17 protein-coding genes are annotated in these 18,089 nt (G+C 70.6%); 10 read left to right on the top strand and 7 right to left on the bottom strand.

Features of this window, described 5'->3' with window-relative positions; all coding sequences use genetic code 11:
- Nucleotides 1–115 precede the first annotated feature (115 nt).
- Nucleotides 116–1,108, top strand: coding sequence for a phospholipase (locus AB0C46_RS38110; RefSeq protein ID WP_362833700.1), 993 nt, complete (start codon nt 116–118; stop codon nt 1,106–1,108).
- 608 nt (nt 1,109–1,716) lie between these two features.
- Here the strand turns inward: AB0C46_RS38110 and AB0C46_RS38115 are convergent.
- Nucleotides 1,717–2,151, bottom strand: coding sequence for a secondary thiamine-phosphate synthase enzyme YjbQ (locus AB0C46_RS38115; protein WP_362833701.1), 435 nt, complete (start codon nt 2,149–2,151; stop codon nt 1,717–1,719).
- 145 nt (nt 2,152–2,296) lie between these two features.
- Between AB0C46_RS38115 and AB0C46_RS38120 the strand changes: the two genes are divergently transcribed.
- The 6 genes from AB0C46_RS38120 to AB0C46_RS38145 all read left to right on the top strand — a co-directional run bounded on the left by AB0C46_RS38120 (nt 2,297) and on the right by AB0C46_RS38145 (nt 8,277).
- Entirely contained in the window at nt 2,297–2,386 is a 90-nt protein-coding gene (locus AB0C46_RS38120; protein ID WP_362608349.1) for a putative leader peptide, read from the top strand.
- Nucleotides 2,387–2,770: 384 nt separating this feature from the next.
- A complete protein-coding gene (locus AB0C46_RS38125; protein WP_362833702.1) occupies nt 2,771–3,694 on the top strand; it encodes an ABC transporter permease in 924 nt (307 codons plus the stop codon).
- Complete coding sequence (locus AB0C46_RS38130; protein ID WP_362833703.1) at nt 3,667–4,515, top strand: ABC transporter ATP-binding protein; 849 nt, start codon at nt 3,667–3,669, stop codon at nt 4,513–4,515. The genes AB0C46_RS38125 and AB0C46_RS38130 overlap by 28 nt, the downstream gene beginning before the upstream one ends.
- A 117-nt stretch (nt 4,516–4,632) precedes the next feature.
- Nucleotides 4,633–5,688, top strand: coding sequence for an ABC transporter substrate-binding protein (locus AB0C46_RS38135; protein ID WP_362833704.1), 1,056 nt, complete (start codon nt 4,633–4,635; stop codon nt 5,686–5,688).
- 1 nt (nt 5,689) lies between these two features.
- On the top strand, nt 5,690–6,895 hold the full coding sequence (locus tag AB0C46_RS38140) for an LLM class flavin-dependent oxidoreductase (protein WP_362833705.1): 1,206 nt from the start codon (nt 5,690–5,692) through the stop codon (nt 6,893–6,895).
- A gap of 263 nt (nt 6,896–7,158) precedes the next feature.
- Nucleotides 7,159–8,277, top strand: coding sequence for an NAD(P)-binding domain-containing protein (locus AB0C46_RS38145; RefSeq protein WP_362833706.1), 1,119 nt, complete (start codon nt 7,159–7,161; stop codon nt 8,275–8,277).
- Here AB0C46_RS38145 and AB0C46_RS38150 read toward each other — a convergent pair.
- The 6 genes from AB0C46_RS38150 to AB0C46_RS38175 form a co-directional block, all read right to left on the bottom strand.
- Complete coding sequence (locus AB0C46_RS38150; protein WP_362833707.1) at nt 8,238–8,831, bottom strand: ATP/GTP-binding protein; 594 nt, start codon at nt 8,829–8,831, stop codon at nt 8,238–8,240. The genes AB0C46_RS38145 and AB0C46_RS38150 overlap by 40 nt on opposite strands.
- Entirely contained in the window at nt 8,812–9,186 is a 375-nt protein-coding gene (locus tag AB0C46_RS38155) for a DUF742 domain-containing protein (protein ID WP_362833708.1), read from the bottom strand. The genes AB0C46_RS38150 and AB0C46_RS38155 overlap by 20 nt, the downstream gene beginning before the upstream one ends.
- A 10-nt stretch (nt 9,187–9,196) precedes the next feature.
- Nucleotides 9,197–9,604 (bottom strand): roadblock/LC7 domain-containing protein, encoded by a 408-nt coding sequence (locus AB0C46_RS38160; protein WP_362833709.1) that lies wholly within the window; start codon nt 9,602–9,604, stop codon nt 9,197–9,199.
- Nucleotides 9,601–12,036: an ATP-binding protein gene (locus AB0C46_RS38165; RefSeq protein WP_362833710.1), complete on the bottom strand. Its 2,436-nt coding sequence runs from the start codon at nt 12,034–12,036 to the stop codon at nt 9,601–9,603. The genes AB0C46_RS38160 and AB0C46_RS38165 overlap by 4 nt, the downstream gene beginning before the upstream one ends.
- A gap of 168 nt (nt 12,037–12,204) precedes the next feature.
- Nucleotides 12,205–12,969, bottom strand: coding sequence for an MHYT domain-containing protein (locus AB0C46_RS38170; protein WP_362833711.1), 765 nt, complete (start codon nt 12,967–12,969; stop codon nt 12,205–12,207).
- Nucleotides 12,970–13,648: 679 nt separating this feature from the next.
- On the bottom strand, nt 13,649–14,956 hold the full coding sequence (locus AB0C46_RS38175; RefSeq protein ID WP_362833723.1) for an MFS transporter: 1,308 nt from the start codon (nt 14,954–14,956) through the stop codon (nt 13,649–13,651).
- A 122-nt stretch (nt 14,957–15,078) separates the two neighbouring features.
- Between AB0C46_RS38175 and AB0C46_RS38180 the strand changes: the two genes are divergently transcribed.
- Genes AB0C46_RS38180 through AB0C46_RS38190 form a run of 3 tightly spaced genes read left to right on the top strand, consistent with a single transcriptional unit; the run spans nt 15,079 to nt 17,986 of the window.
- Nucleotides 15,079–15,831 (top strand): (Fe-S)-binding protein, encoded by a 753-nt coding sequence (locus tag AB0C46_RS38180; protein ID WP_362833712.1) that lies wholly within the window; start codon nt 15,079–15,081, stop codon nt 15,829–15,831.
- Complete coding sequence (locus AB0C46_RS38185) at nt 15,828–17,318, top strand: lactate utilization protein B (protein ID WP_362833713.1); 1,491 nt, start codon at nt 15,828–15,830, stop codon at nt 17,316–17,318. The genes AB0C46_RS38180 and AB0C46_RS38185 overlap by 4 nt, the downstream gene beginning before the upstream one ends.
- The gene (locus AB0C46_RS38190) at nt 17,315–17,986 is read left to right on the top strand and encodes an LUD domain-containing protein (protein WP_362833714.1); all 672 of its coding nucleotides are present in this window, start codon (nt 17,315–17,317) and stop codon (nt 17,984–17,986) included. The genes AB0C46_RS38185 and AB0C46_RS38190 overlap by 4 nt, the downstream gene beginning before the upstream one ends.
- The last annotated feature ends 103 nt before the right edge of the window (nt 17,987–18,089 follow it).

Here is an 18,089-nt window from a genome sequence, read left to right on the forward strand (position 1 = left end):
TACAGTGCTGCACCGGCGGGCAGTTGACCCGCCGCCTGTCTGTAACGCAGACAGTCACCGCACAGCACACGGGCCGCCACCACACCTGGCCCGTGCAACGGAAAGGACCATCCTCATGGCCGCCCCACGTCCGCTTCGCGCCATACTGCTGCCGCTGGCTCTGGTCGCCTCCGCAGCCACCCTGGGCACCGGAGCCGCGATGGCCACACCGGAGGACAAGCCCTCCGAGCCCGCGCCCGGCACCACCGAGCAGCGCCCCACTTGGGCCATCGCCCACCGGGTGTTGACCACGGGCGGTGTGACCAGGGCACTCGCGAACGGGGCCAACGCGCTGGAGATGGACGCAACGGCCTGGCGCAAGGGCTGGTGGGCCGACCACGACGGCACTCTCACCAGCTACGGCGACCCCATGTCGGCCATGTTCGACCAGGTGGCGAAGGAGCATGAGCAAGGGCGTCAGGCCTCCTTCGTCTGGCTGGACATGAAGAACCCCGACTGGTGCGACAGCAACGACCCCAAGTGGCGCCACTGCTCCGTGGCCGGGCTGCGGGACATGGCGCGCAAGAAGCTGGAGAGCAAGGGCATTCGGGTGCTCTACGGCTTCTACGGCAAGGAGGGCGGCAGCGGCTGGAAGACCGCCCTCGCTGACCTGAACTCCAAGGAAGCGGTCAGCTTCAGCGGCGATTACGCGAAGGTCCGGGACGGCTTCGCCGAGCACGGGCCGAACGTCCCCGGCAACCAGCGCGTGATGGACAACGGCCTGTTCAACATGGCCTTGAAGTTCGGCAGCATCCGGAAGGAACTGGAGGCCGGCAGGAAGGCCCGGGACGCCGGAGAGCTCGGCCTGACCGTCGGCTGGACGGTGAGCAAGGGGGACGGGGACCGTGCCGCCACCCTGCTTGACTCCTCCGGCGGGAACGCCGCCGTGGACAGCCTGATCTACGGCAACCGGATGTCGTGCTACCCGGACGGCGTCAGCGGCCCGAAGGGTTGCGGCACGGACGACAGCGCGGTGCGGGAGTCGCTCTCGTACGTCACGGACTATGTGAAGGCCCACCCGGACACCCGCCGGATGGCCACCCCTCGGGACATCCCCTTCGGCAGCTGACGCCCCGAGCCACCCCGCCCGGCCCCGCTTCCTGTCAGCGCCGTCGCCGCCCGGACCGCCGGGGGCCGAGTCAGACACGGCGGCCCCCGGTCACGGCTGGGCGCGGGTGAGTTCTCGCTGTCCGGTCACCGTCCGGGATGTCGGCCTGCCGTGCCGCTGGTCAGCTCGGGGCACCGGGCAGGCACCCGGTGCGTGGCAGCCGCGCCGATCCGACCACGCAGCCGATGTTCCACGATCTGCGCCTCCCCCCGATCACGACCGACAGCGGGATGAACCTCGGGGTGCCATATCCGCGGGACCGATCGATCGCTGCCCAAGCCACGTGCCATCGAGATGATGCACCGTCACCTCTGGGAATGACCGCGATCTCTCCGTGCCAACTACCGGCTCCTGCATAGAGATCCTCACCCAAAGCCCCAATAGGCCTCCCAGACCAACCGAGAACAATGCTCTGAGCTGTGCAAACGTCATCTTCAACAGGGAGGCGACCTGCGCGTTCCTCGTTCCCGACGTAGATGTCGCGGGTTCAGCTCCGACACACGACCGTGCAGAGTCGTGGCCCGCCACGATCGTTTGGGCGGGGCCGAACGCCACCGATTCAGTCCCACCTACGCGAATCCCTGGCCGAAAAAGCTCAACCGCACCTGGCGGTTGGGGTTGTCGACGTTGGTGTCGACCAGGCAGACGGACTGCCAGGTGCCCAGCTCCATGCGGCCCGCTACGACGGGGAGGGTCGCGTGGGGTGGGACGAGAGCGGGCAGGACGTGGTCTCGGCCGTGGCCCGGGCTGCCGTGGCGGTGGCGCCAGCGGTTGTCGGCGGGCAGGAGGTCGTGCAATGCGGCCAAAAGGTCTTCGTCGCTGCCGGCGCCGGTTTCCAGTACGGCGATGCCGGCCGTCGCGTGCGGCACGAAAATGTTCAGCAGGCCGTCGCGGCCGTCTGCCGCCTCACGGAGGAAAGCGGCACAGTCGGCGGTGAGGTCGGTGACGGTTTCCGTCGAGCCGGTGGTGACGTCAAGGGTGCGGGTGGTGAATGCGGTGCTCATGCGTTCATTTTCGTATGGACGACCCGCCCTCGTCCGCACCCCCGCGGGTGTTGTCCGCAATGCTGCCTCAATGCTCCGGCAACAACGGTCCACCAGCCGAGATGACGTTTGACCCCTCTCGGAGCGCACCGCTACGTTCAGCGGCATGTCTACATCAGCCCTGCTCACCACGCGCGGTCACATCGACCTGGTGCGGGTGGCCTCTGCCGCGTGTCGCCGCGGCGGCCGTTGCTGATGCGCTGCTGTCACTGATGCTGTTGGCGGCGTAGATGCCGCCGGTGTCGACGCTGATACCGCTTCTTTAGGGGTTGGCCCTTCGCGGTTCTCTGCGGTTCTCCGCGGCTCTGAGCGGTATTTGCGGACCTCGCGGTATTTCGGCTTTCACGATTCTTGCCGGACCTTTTGCCTGTCGGTCCTGTCGGTCCTGTCGGGACTGTCCGTTGGCGGTGTTTTTGCTGCTGGCCGGGCGCATTGGCATGGTGCGTCCTGGCGTGTGACGGCGCGCCTTCTCTCCTCTCCGCTCCCTCTCTGCTCCTCTCTCTTCGCTTTTCTTCGCTTTTCTTCGCTTCCCTTCGCTTCTCCCTCCCCCTCCCCCAGTTCACCTCCTCGTGGAGCATTCATGACTCTCGACCAGGCCGTGCCCGGCCATGCCCCACCCGATATATCCGCTGAAGCGGCGCGGCCTTCGTTCTCCAAGGGTGTGGAGGCGGGGGTGGAGTCCGCTTCCCGTGGCGGCCAGCCGGAGCTCGCCCGTGTCGTTCCGGTCTCGGGGCGGCGGCGGTCGGTGCCGCGGTGGTTGCGTCGTACGGTGGGGCCCGTCGCGCTGCTGGTGTTGTGGCAGGTGCTCAGCGCGAGTGGTGCGCTGGCGGAAGACATCCTGGCGTCGCCCGGCACCATCGCTGCCACCGCCGGGGATCTGGTCTCGGACGGAACGCTGCCGTCGGCGATGCTGGTTTCTCTCCAACGGGTCGCGGTCGGGCTGTTGTTGGGCGGGGTGACCGGCGTGGTGCTGGCGCTCGCCTCGGGGCTTTCGCGGCTCGGCGAGGACCTTGTCGACGCCACTGTGCAGATGTTGCGCTCCATCCCGTGGGTGGGCGTGATTCCGCTTTTCATCATCTGGCTGGGCATCGGTGAGGCGCCCAAGATCGCGTTGATCTCGCTGGGTGTGGCCTTCCATCTGTATCTGAATGTCTATGCCGGTATCCGTGGCGTGGATGCCCAGTTGGTGGAGGCCGGGACATCGCTCGGGCTGAGCCGATGGGGGCTGATCCGGCATGTGGTGCTGCCGGGTGCGTCGCCGGGCGCCATGACCGGGCTGCGCTACTCGCTGGCCACCGCCTGGCTCGCGCTGGTCTTCGGGGAACAGGTCAATGCCGATGACGGCCTCGGCTTCCTGATGAACCAGGCCAGGGAATTCTTCCGCACCGACGTGATCGTGGTGTGCCTGGTGGTCTACGCGATCCTCGGGCTCATCGCCGACTTCCTCGTCCGTACCCTCGAAAGGCTGTTGCTGCAATGGCGACCGACGTTCACGGGTCAGTGACCGACCTCGCGACCGAGGAGGGCCCGCGCTCCGCGCCTTCCGGTGCCGCCGTACAGGTGGCGGGGCTGGTGCGCGCCTTCGGCGACCGCGCCGTCATCGACGATCTGCAACTGACCGTTCAGCCGGGCGAGTTCGTGGCGCTGCTCGGACGCAGCGGCTGCGGTAAGTCGACCCTGCTGCGGGTGCTGGCCGGGCTGGACCGGGAGATCGAGGGTGAGGTGCTGGTGCCGCGCCGTAAGGCCGTGGCGTTCCAGGCGCCGCGACTGATGCCCTGGAAGCGGGTCTGGCGCAATGTCCTGCTGGGGCTGCCGGGGCGCCCCGAACGTGCGTCTGCGGTACGGGCGTTGGACGAGGTCGGGCTCGGCCATCGGGCGGATGCCTGGCCCAAGACGCTCTCCGGTGGTGAGGCGCAGCGCGCCTCGCTCGCCCGGGCGCTGGTACGGGAGCCCGATCTGCTGCTGCTCGACGAGCCGTTCGGTGCGCTCGACGCGCTGACCCGGATCAAGGCCCAGCGCCTGGTGGCCGAGCTGTGGCGGGAGCGGGGCTGCGCGGTGCTGCTGGTCACCCATGACGTGGAGGAGGCATTGCTGCTCGCCGACCGGGTGCTGGTGATGGAGGGCGGCCGGATCGCGTACGGGACCACGGTGGATCTGCCGCGGCCGCGCGATATTTCCGATCCGCGGTTCGGCGCCCTGCGCGCCCGTTTGCTCGACCGCCTCGGTGTGGAGGGCAGTACGGACAGCCTGGACGACGCGGACGGCGTGGCGGGTGGGGCTGCCCCCGCGGAGGCCACCGACGACGGATCCGCCGCTGCTGCCTGACCACGCCGGGACCAGACCACCACTCCCCCGGCCACACGCACACCGATCGCTCCACCACACGAACACCGGCCACACGCACCGATCGCTCCACCACACCAAGACCGAAACGGACACCCCATGAGAGCACGCCACCTCGCCCCAGCCGCCCTGCTGCTTCCGTTCACCCTGCTGCTGGCCGCCTGCGGTGGTGCGTCGCGGGCCGAGGGGGCCGGCGGGAACGGGAGCGGGAGCGGGAGCGGAACCGATGGAAAGGGCTCACTGACCCTCAACGTCGGTGATCAGAAAGGCGGTTCGGAGGCGTTGCTGCGGGCCGCCGGAGAGCTGGACGACCTTCCGTACAAGATCAAGTGGTCGACGTTCACGTCGGGTCCGCCGCTGCTGGAGGCCGTCAACGCCGGGGCGGTGGATGTCGGCGCGGTGGGCAATACCCCGCCCGTTTTCGCCGCCGCGGCGAAGTCGAAGATCAAGGTGATCGCCGGGACGCACAGCAGGTCGGACGGCGAGGCGATCCTGGTGAAGAAGGGCTCCCCGCTCAAGCGGCCGTCGCAGCTGAAGGGCAAGTCGATCGCCGTGGCCCAGGGCAGCTCGGCGCACTACCAGCTCATCGCCTCGCTGAAGAAGGCCGGGCTGACGCCGAAGGACGTCACGCTCAACTACCTTCAGCCGGCCGATGCGCTCGCCGCATTCACCCGGGGGAAGGTGGATGCCTGGGCGGTGTGGGACCCGTACACCTCGCAGGCCCTGGACCAGGCCGATGCCCGGGTGCTGACCACCGGGCGGGGGGTCGTCAACGGGCTGGGCTTCCAGGTCGCCGCGCCTGCCGCGTTGGACGACAAGAAGAAGTCGGCGGCACTCAAGGACTACACCGACCGGCTGCGGCGGGCACAGGACTGGGTGTTCAAGCACCCCGACGTCTGGGCGAAGGCCTGGGCGAAGGAGACCGGACTGCCGGACAACGTGGCGCTGGACGCGGTCAAGCGCACCCGGGGGACGGCGGTCGCGGTGGCCGTGGACAAGGCCGCCATCGCCTCCGAGCAGCAGATCGTCGATTCGTTCGCGGCGCTGAAGCTGATCCCCCGCTCCTTCGACTTCGGGACGTTCGTCGACCCCCGTTTCAACGGTGACCTGCCGCCTTCGGGCACGGCGCCGCGTACCTATGGAAAGGCCCACTGAGATGTCCGTACACCTGCATTGGTTTCTCCCGACCGGCGGCGACGGGCGGACCCTCGTCGACCGGCATGCCTACACCGACGGCGGGATCCGGCGGGACCGCATCACCCCGGTGAGCGGGGTACGGGCCCCGGATATCGAGTATCTGGCCCAAATCGCCAAGGCAGCAGAGCAGTTGGGGTTCGAGGCGGTACTCACCCCGACCGGTACATGGTGCGAGGACGCCTGGCTGACGACGGTGGCGCTCACCCAGGTCACCGAGCGGCTGAAGTTCCTGGTCGCGTTCCGGCCGGGGGTGGTCTCGCCGGTGCTGGCGGCGCAGATGGCGGCAACCTATCAGCGGATCTCGCGCGGGCGGCTGCTGCTGAATGTGGTGACCGGCGGTGACTCGACCGAGCAGAAGCGGTTCGGCGATCATCTCGGCCATGACCGGCGGTATGCCCGTACCGATGAGTTCCTGCAGATCGTTCGGGGCGTGTGGGGTGGCCGGCCGTTCGACTTCCAGGGCGAGCACTACCAGGTCGAGGGCGGTCTGACCGCGTTGCCGCCGGACCCGTTGCCGCAGATCTTCTTCGGCGGCTCGTCCGCGGCCGCGGGGCCGGTAGCCGCCCGGAATGTGGATGTGTACCTCACCTGGGGCGAACCGCCCGAGGAGGTCAAGAAGAAGATCGACTGGATTCGCGGGCTGGCGGAGAAGGAAGGGCGTACGGTCCGGTTCGGCATTCGGCTGCACACGATCTCACGGGACTCGTCGAAGGAGGCCTGGGCGACCGCCGGCCGGCTGCTGGACGACCTCGATCCGGAGACGGTGGCGGCCGCGCAGCAGGCGCTGGGCAAGAGCGAGTCGGTGGGGCAGCAGCGGATGCTGGCGCTGCACGGCGGTTCGCGCGACAGGCTGGAGATCTCGCCCAATCTGTGGGCGGGGGTGGGTCTGGTGCGGGGTGGCGCGGGCACCGCGCTGGTCGGCAGCCATGCCGAGGTGGCCGACCGGATCGAGGAGTACCACTCCCTGGGCATCGAGCACTTCATCCTCTCCGGCTATCCGCACCTGGAGGAGGCCTACTGGTTCGGTGAAGGCGTACGGCCGGAGCTTGCCGCCCGGGGGCTGCTGGATGCGGGCCCCGCTCCGCTGGACGGCGTACCGGCGGCCAATGGCCGGCCGGCGTCCGCGCCGGGTGGTGCACCGCTGCTGATCGCCGGCGGTCGCTGAGCGTCATATGGATCACGGTGGCCGGGCCGATGAAGCGCAGTGCTGCCTCCCCTCGACCCGGCCACTGCCCTCCCTCGGCCCGGCTACCTCCGCCCCTCGGCCGGCGGGCCACCGTGGCCCACGGCGCTCCCGGCGGCGTCCCGGCGGCGTCCCGGGGACGAGCGGTGGATCACCCGCCTCGTACGGAGTGGCCGGGCCGGAGCCCGGGAAGGGCCGATCCGCCCGGCGGGAAGACCTGCCCCTCCCCCCTGGTTAGTAGAAACATGAACTACAGCGGGGTGCGTGAGGTCGGGGTCGTGGTGGTCGGTGCCGGGCAGGCCGGCCTGGCTGCCGCGTTTCATCTGCGGCGGGTCGGCCTTGAGCCGGACCGGGACTTCGTGGTGTTCGACCACTCGCCACACCCCGGAGGTGCCTGGCAGTTCCGGTGGCCCACGCTCACGTACGACAAGGTGCACGGGATGCATGCGCTGCCGGGCCTGGAGCTGACCGGCGCCGATCCGCGCCGCCCGTCGTCCGAGGTGATCGGCGCGTACTTCGACAGCTACGAGCGGACCTTCGGGCTGCGGGTGCACCGGCCGGTGAGCGTGCCGGCGGTGCGCGAGGGCGAGAACAAGCGGCTGCTGGTCGAGACGTCGGAGGGGGATTACACGGCGCGGGCGCTGATCAATGCGACCGGGACCTGGGACCGGCCGTTCTGGCCGCGGTTCCCCGGGCAGGAGGTCTTCGGCGGCCGTCAGCTGCACAGTGCGCAGTACCGGGGCCCGGAGGATTTCCGTGCGGCGCGGGTCGTGGTGGTGGGCGGCGGGACGTCGGCTGTACAGCAGCTGCTGGAGATCGCGCCGGTCGCGGCGGCCACCACCTGGGTGACCCGTCGGCCGCCGGTGTTCCGCGCGGGACCGTTCGGCGCGGAGCAGGGCCGGGCGGCGGTCGCGCTGGTGGAGGAGCGGGTCCGGCAGGGGCTGCCGCCCCGGAGCGTGATGAGCGTGACCGGGCTGCCGATGACCGAGGCGATCCGGCGGGGCCGGGAGAGCGGCGTGCTGGAGCGGCTGCCGCTCTTCGAGCGCCTCACGCCCACCGGGGCGGTCTGGGGCGACGGGCGCACGGTCGGGGCCGATGTGATCCTCTACGCGACGGGCTTCCGCCCCGCCCTCGACCATCTCGCCCCGCTGCGGCTGCGCGAGCCGGGTGGCGGCATCAGGATGGCGGGCACCCGCACGCTCCGTGACGCGCGGGTGCATCTCGTCGGTTACGGGCCGTCGGCGAGCACCATCGGCGCCAACCGGGCGGGCCGTGCCGCGGCCGTCGGCATGCGCAGACTGCTTGCGGAGGACCCTCAACAGACCTATGGGGAAACGGAGTTGGCGGGCAGCCTCGCCTCGTAGGCCGAGGCCGCGTGCTCCACCAGACCGATCAGCACCTCCTTGCAGGACGCGCGCTCCCGGGCGTCGCACAGCAGCACCGGGGTCTCCGGATCGAGGTCCAGGGCCCGTGCCACCTCCTGCGCCCGGTGGGCGCGGACGCCGTCGAAGCAGTTGACGGCGACGACGAACGGGATGCTGCGGTGCTCGAAGTAGTCGATGGCCGCGAAGCTGTCGGCGAGCCGCCGGGTGTCGGCGAGTACCACCGCGCCGAGCGCACCCTGCGCCAGCTCGTCCCACAGGAACCAGAACCGGTCCTGTCCCGGCGTGCCGAACAGATACAGCGCCAGGTCGTCGTGGATGGTGATCCGTCCGAAGTCCATGGCCACGGTCGTCGTGGTCTTCTGCTTGACCCCATCGAGCCGGTCCACGGGGCGGCCGGCCTCGGTCAGCCGTTCCTCCGTGTTGAGCGGGCGGATCTCGCTGACGGAACCGACGAGGGTCGTCTTGCCCACGCCGAACCCGCCGGCCACCAGGATCTTGAGGGCCATGAAGGAGTCAGAGCGCGCGGAGTCCATCGATCACTTCCCTGAGTATGTGCGCGTCGGGCAACTGGGCGGGCGGCACGGGGCGGTTGACGCGGATCAGCCCCTCGGCCAGGAGATCGCTCAGCAGCACCCGGACCACGCCCAGTGGCAGCCCGGAGTCGGAGGCGACCTCGGCAACCGGGCGGGGGCGTTCGCCGCACAGCGTGAAAATCGTGTGCTGCTCGGGCGACAGCGTGGGGCCCTCGTCCGGCCGGGGCTCGGCCTGCACCACGGCCATCAGGTCGAAGGCCGCACTGCTCGGCCGGGCCCGCCCGGCGGTCATTGCATAGAGCCGGACCATCGGCCCCGCTTCGTCGTCGTACCAGCGCGGGGTGGAGTCGGTCATGGCAGGCCGGTCACTCCGATCCGGCGCGCGCGGGGGTACCGAGGTGTGCGCCGACCCGCTTGACGAGCCGGGCCATCTCGTAGGCGACCAGGCCGATATCGGCCTCGGCGTCGCCGAACACCGACAGACACGAGCCGTCGCCGGCCGCCACCACGAAGAGGAAGCCGCCCTCCAGCTCGACCATGGTCTGGATGACCTGGCCGGCCGCGAAGTGCCGGCCCGCTCCCTTGGCGAGGCTGTGGAAGCCGGAGGCGATCGCCGCGAAGCGCTCGCTGTCGTCACGGGTCAGTCCGCTGGACGTACCGACGGCCAGGCCGTCGCCGGAGAGCACCACGGCGGAGCGGATCTCCAGCACACGGGAGACCAGGTCGTCGAGAAGCCAGTTGAGTTCGCCGGACAGCTGCTGGTCGCCGGTCATGGTGTTTCTTCTCCTCGTGACGGATTGTCGTTCGTCGCGTTCGGTTGCCGCGGGTCCTGCGGGTGCGGCTGCGGCTGCGGCTGCGGCTGCTCCGACGGCGCCGGCTGCGGGGACTGCGGCGGAGGTGTGGCCCCACGGCCGCGCGCCCAGCCGGCGCGCAGCGACGCCATGGTGGCGCGGGCCCGTTCCGGGGAACGGTGCGGTGCGGGCCGGCCCTCGGTGCGCGGCACCCACTCGGGCTGCTTCTCCGGACTCGTCCGCAGCTCGGGCACCAGGTTGGCCTGGCGCACCCGGCGCGGCAGAGCGGCGTCCGGGTCTGCCGCGGCGTCGGACGGCGGTGCGGGGGCGGCGGGTGCGGGTGTGCGGTGCTCGGCCGGAGGCCTCTGTGCCGCTGTGCCGTCCGCGGCGGGCGGGAGCGCGTCCCGGCGTGGCGCCACAGCCGGCAGTGGCCGGTGTGCGGCCGGCCGCCGCGGGTGGAAGAGCGAGGCGCTCTCCTCGGACGGCTCCGCGCTGCGCGCGTCCGGCGACTCCTCGTCCGCTCCTGCGGCGAGCAGGGCGTCGGGCACCAGCACCACGGCCGTGATGCCGCCGTACGGCGAGGGCTGGAGGGCCACCTTGACGTGCCGGCGGTGGGCGAGCCGGTTGACGACGAAGAGACCGAGCTGTTCGGTGTCCAGCAGGTCGACCTCTTCGGCGTCCTGGATACGGCGGTTGGCCTCGTCGAGTGCCTCCTTGTCCATACCGAGGCCGCGGTCGTGGATCTCCACGGCGATACCGGAACCGACCCGTTCGGCGCGCACCTGCACCTTGGTCTGCGGCGGCGAGAACATCACCGCGTTCTCGACGAGTTCGGCCAGCAGATGCGTGAGGTCGGCGACCGCACCGCCGATCAGCCGGGTGTCGACGAGGGCCTGCACCTCGACCCGCGGGAAGTCCTCCACCTCGGCGACGGCCGCGCGTACCACATCCAGCAGCGGCACGGGATGGCGCCAGCCGCGGCCCGGCGCGGCGCCGGAGAGGATGATCAGACTCTCGGCGTGCCGTCGCATCCGGGTGGTGAGATGGTCGAGCCGGAAGAGGTCCTCCAGTTCCACCGGGTCCTCGGTACGGCGTTCCATGGTGTCCAGCAGGGCGAGCTGGCGGTGCAGCAGCAGCTGGCTGCGCCGCGCGAGGCTCACATAGACACCGGAGATACCACTGAGTGCCTCGGCGCGGCCGGCCGCCGCCTGGAGCGCGGCGCGGTGCACCGCCACCAGGGCCTCGCCGACCTGCCCCACCTCGTCGCGGCCGGTGCCGCGCGGGCCGAGTGGGGCGACGGCATCGATGTCCACCTTCTTGCCCGCGTGCAGCAGCCGCATCGAGGCGGGCAGATCCCGGCGGGCGACCCGCAGCGCGGAGTTGCGCAGCTCCTCCAGCTCGACGACCAGCCGACGGCCGATCTTGACAGAGATGAGGAGCGAGAGCAGGACACCGGCCAGGCCCAGGCCGACGGCCATACCGGGTCCGCCGAGGGTGCCGGCGGACAGCGGGTCGGCGTCCTGGGCCGCCCCGGTGCTCGCGGCCCGCTGTGCGCCACGCAGGTCGCGCAGGACGGTGTCGCTGATATCGGTCCAGTGCACGGCGGAGACGGCCGTGGCAGCCGCGGTGCCCGCGCCGGCGTCCCGTACGGCGTTCTCGGCGGCGCGCAGTTCACGGTATGCCGCGCCGTCCAGGATCCGGTGGTAGGCCGCGGCGTCCTGGGGCCGCAGGTCGTCGACCGCGGCGGTGAACAGTGCGCGCTGGGTGTGCACCGCACCGGTGAACGCGTCGAACTGCCCCGGTGACATCCGGCGGGAAAGCTGGGCGGCGCCGAGGACCGCGTCCTCCCGGGCGAGCGCCTCGCGGGCCCGGGAGAGTTCCAGAACGACCCGCACCTCCGAGGAGACCGCCGTCTTCTCCAGGCCGGTCAGCGCACCGACGGTGGCGAGACCGTCCTCGACGACGCCGGTGTAGCCGGCGACCAGACGGTCCCGGTCGGGCCGGTGGCCGTCGACGCGTCCGCGCAGCGCGGGCAGCCCGTCGGCGTCGTGCAGCAGCCGGTCGATACGGCCGGGCAGCTGGGGGTCGACGGTCTCCGCGTCGGCACTTCCGGAGGTGATGCCGTCCCGGAGGGCGACCGCGGCGGAGTCGGTGGCCCGCTGCCGTTCCCGCAGCGTCTGCTGTCGTCCGGGATCGGGGGAGGCGAGGGCGCGTGCCGCGGCGCTGCGTTCTTCCTGTACGGCGGAGACGAAGTCCCCGACCGGGGCGACGAGGGTGGCGTTGACGTCCTTGAGCCGCTGGAGATCGGAGACGTTCCGCGCGGTGGTGACGGTGGCGAACGCCCAGAGGGCGATCAGGGACACCACGGGAACCATGAGCAGCGCGACGATCTTCGCGCGCACCGATCGGGGCATCAGGCCAATACGGTAATCCGCGGCGATTTTCCGGGGCTTGGCAACTGCGGGCAGCGCATGTCTGGGGCGGCCGTTCCCGGGCGGCGGGGCCTCCCCTGCGGGCCCGGAATGGTCCGGGGTCTGTCGTGTGTGCATGAATTCCTCAACAGGTCGGGCGAGGTGGGGAGTTCAGTGCTCGCCCAGCGAATCAACGGAGGCGGCTGCGGCACGCTCGCGGGCGGTCGGGGACAAAGCGACAAAGGCCGCTGTGAGGAAGAGAAATGAACCGAGTGCGACGGCCAGCGGAAAGATGAATTCCATTGCAGTGACACCGCTCAACGGCGCTCGACTGGGCGTCAATTCGATGCGCACAGCGCTCATTCCGGTGTAATGCATACTGCTGACGGCGAGCCCCATGACGAGGGAGGCGACGGCCGCCCCGACGGTGCCCCGCACGCTGAGCGCGGCCCACAGGGCGGCGGTGGCGGCGCCGGCGGCGATAACGACCGAGAGCGCGACCAGGCCCGGGTCGAAGCCGACGTGCCCGTGCAGGCGCATGGCCGCCATGCCCAGGTAGTGCATGGCGGCCACACCGACGCCGGTACCCAGACCGCCGAGCAGCAGCGAGCGCAGTCCGGGGGTGCCGTAGCCGACGGTGAAGACACCCGCGCCGACGACCACCATGGCGATCAGCAGGCTGAGCACGGTCAGCGGGACGTCGTAGTGGACCGGGCTGCCGGTGACCCCGAATCCGAGCATGGCGATGAAGTGCATGGTCCAGATGCCGGAGCCGATGGCGACGGAGGCGGTCAGCAGCCAATTGCGGCGTGAGCGCCCCTCGGCCGCTCGCGCCCTTACGGTGCAGCGCAGGCCGAGGGCGGATCCCACGCATGCCATGGCATAGGCGAGAACCGGAGATATCCAGCCCGCGCTGAAGTGGTGCAGGTGGCCCACGGAGTTTCCTTTCGCGTTTTCGGTTCGCGGCGACGGACGCTAACACGTGATCGTCTTGTGAAAATCGGACACCGGCACCGAGAGATTCCGACGGGAATACGGAGTTCTTGACGCACCGTTTCGCTACCGGCGAGTTCAGTGATCTCACTTCCGGGCATATGTCCACCATTGCCCGGGCGCCTGGCACTTCTGATTGCACGTCAATTACGGGCGAATGCCGCCCGGCTGCATTTCAGCAATGAGATCGAAAATGAGAAAGGTCACGCGCGGCACGGTCACCATGCCCGCACAAGCTCTTCCATGCCCCCCTAAAGGGCGGCAGGAGCGCCATATGGGACATCGCGAAGACTCCACACGAGGGGAACAAACGAACGTGGGAGCGAGTGTTCGCCGGTAAGCATGATCGAAGAGGGAAGGCCTTCAATTGACTCGTAGCGACGAGCCATGATGACGGGGCGCAAGCGACGTGCTGCAGACCGTTACCGCGCCTCCGGTCGATATCCCTTGCTGGGCCGGAGAGTTGAGTCCCCGACTTCAAGGAGACGAATCCCCATGGACATCCTCACCCACCTGCTGGCCAACATCCTGCACTTCGTGGGTTGGCTCGTCTGACAGACCGCATGGCCAAGGCGCCGCCCGTCCCTGTCCCGGGACGGGCGGCGCCTTCGTGTCCGCCGGGCTACTTGTCCAGCTTCTGCCGGGCTGTCTCCGGCAGCGTCAGATAGACGAGGAACGACACCAGGCACAGCGCGGCCACGTACCAGGGGAAGAGATCGGCGTGGCCGGCCTGCTGGAACCAGGTGCCGACGTACGGGGCGGTGCCGCCGAAGAGGGCGACGGTGAGCGAGTACGGGAAGCCGATGCCGGCGGCCCGGACCCGCGCGGGGAACACCTCGGCGTTCACGGCCGCGGCGACCGCGGTGTATCCGGTGAGCAGCACCATGCCCGCGCACTGCACCAGCAGCAGCGAGAGGAACGCGTCGGTGACCAGGTGCAGCAGCGGAACGACCAGGACGGCGAAGCCCAGGGAGAAGCCGAGCAGCAGCGGTTTGCGGCCGATGCGGTCCGAGAGCAGGCCGCCGAGCGGCTGCAGCAGGGCGAAGAAGGCGAGCGAGAGGGTGCCGACGGTGAGCGAATCGCCCTTGTCGAAGCCCGCGTTGACCTGCGCGTAGGTGGGCAGGTAGGTCGTCCAGGTGTAGTAGGCGATGGTGCCGCCCGCGGTGATACCGCAGATGAGCAGCGACTGGCGGGGGTGGCGGCGCAGCGCCTCGAAGAGGCCGGGGCGGTCGGCCGCCTGCTGTGCGGGGTCGGGGAGGGTCTCCTGGGCGCCGCGCCGGATCCACAGTCCCAGCAGGCTCAGCAGCGCGCCGAAGAGGAACGCCACCCGCCAGCCCCACAGGCCCATCTGCTGCTCGGTGAGCAGCGCCGCGAGCAGCGCCGCGGTCCCGGACGCCAGCAGCTGGCCGGCGGTGGTGGACACGTACTGGAAGCTGGAGAACAGCCCGCGCCGGCCGGGCCCCGCCGATTCGACGAGGAAGGTGGTGGAGGCCGCGAACTCACCGCCCACCGACAGGCCCTGCACCAGACGGGCGATGACCAGCACGACCGGGGCCAGCACTCCGGTGGCTTCATAGGTGGGGGTGAGGGCGACCAGCAGGCTGCCGCCGCCCATCAGCAGGATGGTGAGGGTCAGTGCGGTCCGTCGCCCGCGGCGGTCGGCGATCGCACCCATCAGCAGTCCGCCGACCGGCCGCATGAAAAAGCCGACCGCGAAGACCGCGAAGGTGGAGAGCAGCGGCACCAGGGAGTTGCCGACGCCCTCCGGGAAGACCTGCCCCGCGAAGTAGACCGCGAGGAAGGAGTACGCGTACCAGTCGTACCACTCGACGGCGTTGCCGATGGAGGCGGCGGCCAGCTGCCGTAGCCGCGACGGCGGGCGGGCACCGCTCGGCGCCTGGTCCTTGGCTATGTGCTCGGCACTCGACATGGTCCTCCGCTCCTGGTTCTTCTCCTGGGCCTGCAGCTGGGGCAGGATGAGCCGACAGGTGATCATGTACCGCGGAAGCGGATGGCCGCCAGAGGCCGGAGCGGCCGAAAGGAGATGGCAACGTGCGCGTAGCACTGTTCGTCACCTGCATCAACGATCTGCTCCATCCGCGGACGGGGCAGGCGGTGGTGGCGCTGCTGGAGCGGCTGGGGGTGGCGGTCGGCTTCCCCGCCGAGCAGAGCTGTTGTGGCCAGCCGCAGTTCAACACCGGATACCGCCATGCGACCGAGCCGTTGGTGCGCCGCTTCGACCGTGCGTTCCGGAACTACGAGTATGTGGTCGCCCCGTCCGGCTCCTGCGCCGCGATGGTGCGGGACAACTATCCGCGGATCGGGGCGAAGGCGGTGGCCGAGGGGCGCGGACGGGAGCTCGCCGACGCGGCGGCGCTCGCAGTACCCAAGACGTACGAGCTGACCGAGTTCCTGGTGGATGTGCTGAAGGTGACGGATGTCGGCGCCTATTACCCGTATACCGTCACTTATCACCCCACCTGTCACGGGCTGCGGATGCTGGGGCTGGGCGACCGGCCGCGGCGGCTGCTGGCGCAGGTCAAGGGGCTGGAGCTGCGGGAGCTGCCGGGCGCGGAGGAGTGCTGCGGGTTCGGCGGCACGTTCGCGGTGAAGAACGCGGCGGTGTCGGCGGCCATGGGCGCCGACAAGGTCCGCAATGTCCTCGGGACGGGTGCCGGGGCGGTCTGCACGGTCGACAACTCCTGTCTGCTGCACATCGGCGGGACGCTGGCCCGGCAGGGCTCGGCCGTCCGCCCGGTTCATATCGCCGAGATCCTGGCCAGTACGGAAGGGAGCGTGTGGTGAGCGGCACCTACCTGGGCATGCCGGCCTTCCCCCGGGCGGCGGCCGCCGCCACCCGCGACACCCGGCTGCGCGCCAACCTCACCCACGCCACCCACACCATCCGTGACAAGCGGGCCAGGGCCGTTGCCGAGCTGGACGACTGGGCGCAGCTCCGGGCCGCGGGCGCCGCGGTGAAGGACCGTACGCTGCGCCATCTCGACCACTATCTGGAGCAGCTGGAGGCCGCGGTCGTCGCCGCGGGCGGGCAGGTCCACTGGGCGGCGGACGCGGACGAGGCCAACCGGATCGTCACCCGGCTGGTGCGGGAGACCGGGGAGCGCGAGGTCGTCAAGGTCAAGTCGATGGCGACACAGGAGATCGGGCTGAACGAGGCGCTGGCCGAGGCCGGCATCCGCGCGTACGAGACGGATCTGGCCGAGCTGATCGTGCAGCTCGGCGACGATCTGCCCTCCCACATCCTGGTCCCCGCGATCCACCGCAACCGCTCCGAGATCCGCGACATCTTCCGCCGGGAGATGGGGAGTTGGGGACGGCCGGCACCCGAGGGGCTGTCCGACTCCCCCGCCGAGCTGGCCGAAGCGGCGCGGCTGCATCTGCGGGAGAAGTTCCTGTCCGCGAAGGTCGGGATCTCCGGCGCCAACTTCATGGTCGCCGAGACCGGCACCCTGGTCGTCGTGGAGTCCGAGGGCAACGGCCGGATGTGTCTGACCCTCCCCGAGACGCTGATCTCCGTCGTCGGCATCGAGAAGGTGGTGCCGCGCTGGCAGGATCTGGAGATCTTTCTGCAGCTGCTGCCCCGCTCCTCCACCGCGGAGCGGATGAACCCGTACACCTCCACCTGGACGGGCACGACGGACGGCGACGGGCCGCGGACCTTCCATCTCGTGCTGCTCGACAACGGGCGCACCGACACCCTCGCCGACACCGTCGGGCGGCAGGCGCTGCGCTGTATCCGCTGCTCGGCCTGTCTGAACGTCTGCCCGGTGTACGAGCGGGCCGGCGGGCATGCGTACGGCTCGCCGTACCCCGGCCCGATCGGTGCCATCCTCACCCCGCAACTGCGCGGCGTCGAGGGCTCGTTGGAGGCTTCACTGCCGTATGCGTCCTCGCTGTGCGGGGCCTGCTACGACGTGTGTCCGGTCGCCATCGACATCCCCGAGGTGCTGGTGCATCTGCGGGAGCGGGTCGTCGAGGGCGGGCCGGTCACCCGGGGCGGGGCACGCACCGTCCTCAAGCCGGCCAAGGGGCATGCCGCGGAGCGGGCCGCGATGCGCGCGGCGGCCTGGGCGTTCGATCACCCGGGCGCGCTGCGCACCGGGGCGCGGCTGGCGGCCCGCACCCGGCGGCTGCATCCACGGCGGCTGCCGGGGCCGGGGCGCGCCTGGTCGGCGACGCGTGAGCTGCCCGCGGTACCGGCCGAGTCCTTCCGCGACTGGTGGCAGCGCACCCGCGGTACCGCGTCCGAGCCGCAGGGAGGCGCCAAGTGAGCAGCCGGGATGTGGTGTTGGCGCGGATGCGCCGGGCGCTGGCGGATGTGCCGCGCGGGGAGGGACCCGACGGCCCGCCGGTGGCGCGCGACTATCGCCGGGTGCACGGGTCCCGTACCGCCGCGCAGGACATCGACCTGCTCGCGGAGAATCTCGCGGACTACCGGGCGCTCGTGCATCGCAGCACCGCCGAGGAGCTGCCGTCACTGATCCGCCGCCTGCTGGCGGCGCGCGGGGCGCGGACGGTGCTGGTGCCGCCCGGGCTGGATGCCGCCTGGACGGCCGGCGCCGAGATCACCCGCGCCGAGGACCGCGCGTCGAGCACGCCCCGGGAACTCGACGCCGTGGACAGTGTGCTGACGGGCTGTGCGGTGGCCATCGCGGAGACCAGCACCCTGGTCCTGGACGGCGGCCCCGACCAGGGCCGGCGTCGGATCACGCTGGTGCCCGACCATCACCTCTGTGTCGTCCGGGTCCCTGACCAGGTGGTCGGCTCGGTGCCGGAGGCGCTGCCGCGGCTGTCGCCGGAGCGCCCGCTGACCTGGATCTCCGGCCCGTCCGCCACCAGCGACATCGAACTCGACCGGGTGGAGGGAGTGCACGGGCCGCGGACGCTGGAGGTGATTCTGCTGAGCGCACCGCGGACGGCGGACCCAGGGCTGGCATAGGCGGTGGGCGGACGCGGGAAAGCGCTGAGGGAGCCACCCGTGCGGGGGCTCCCTCAGCGCGCGCTCTGATCCTTGTTCATCAGAGCTTTCCGCTCCTTGCTCG

The sequence above is a fragment of the Streptomyces sp. NPDC048637 genome, assembly GCF_040650675.1.
GTDB lineage: Bacteria > Actinomycetota > Actinomycetes > Streptomycetales > Streptomycetaceae > Streptomyces.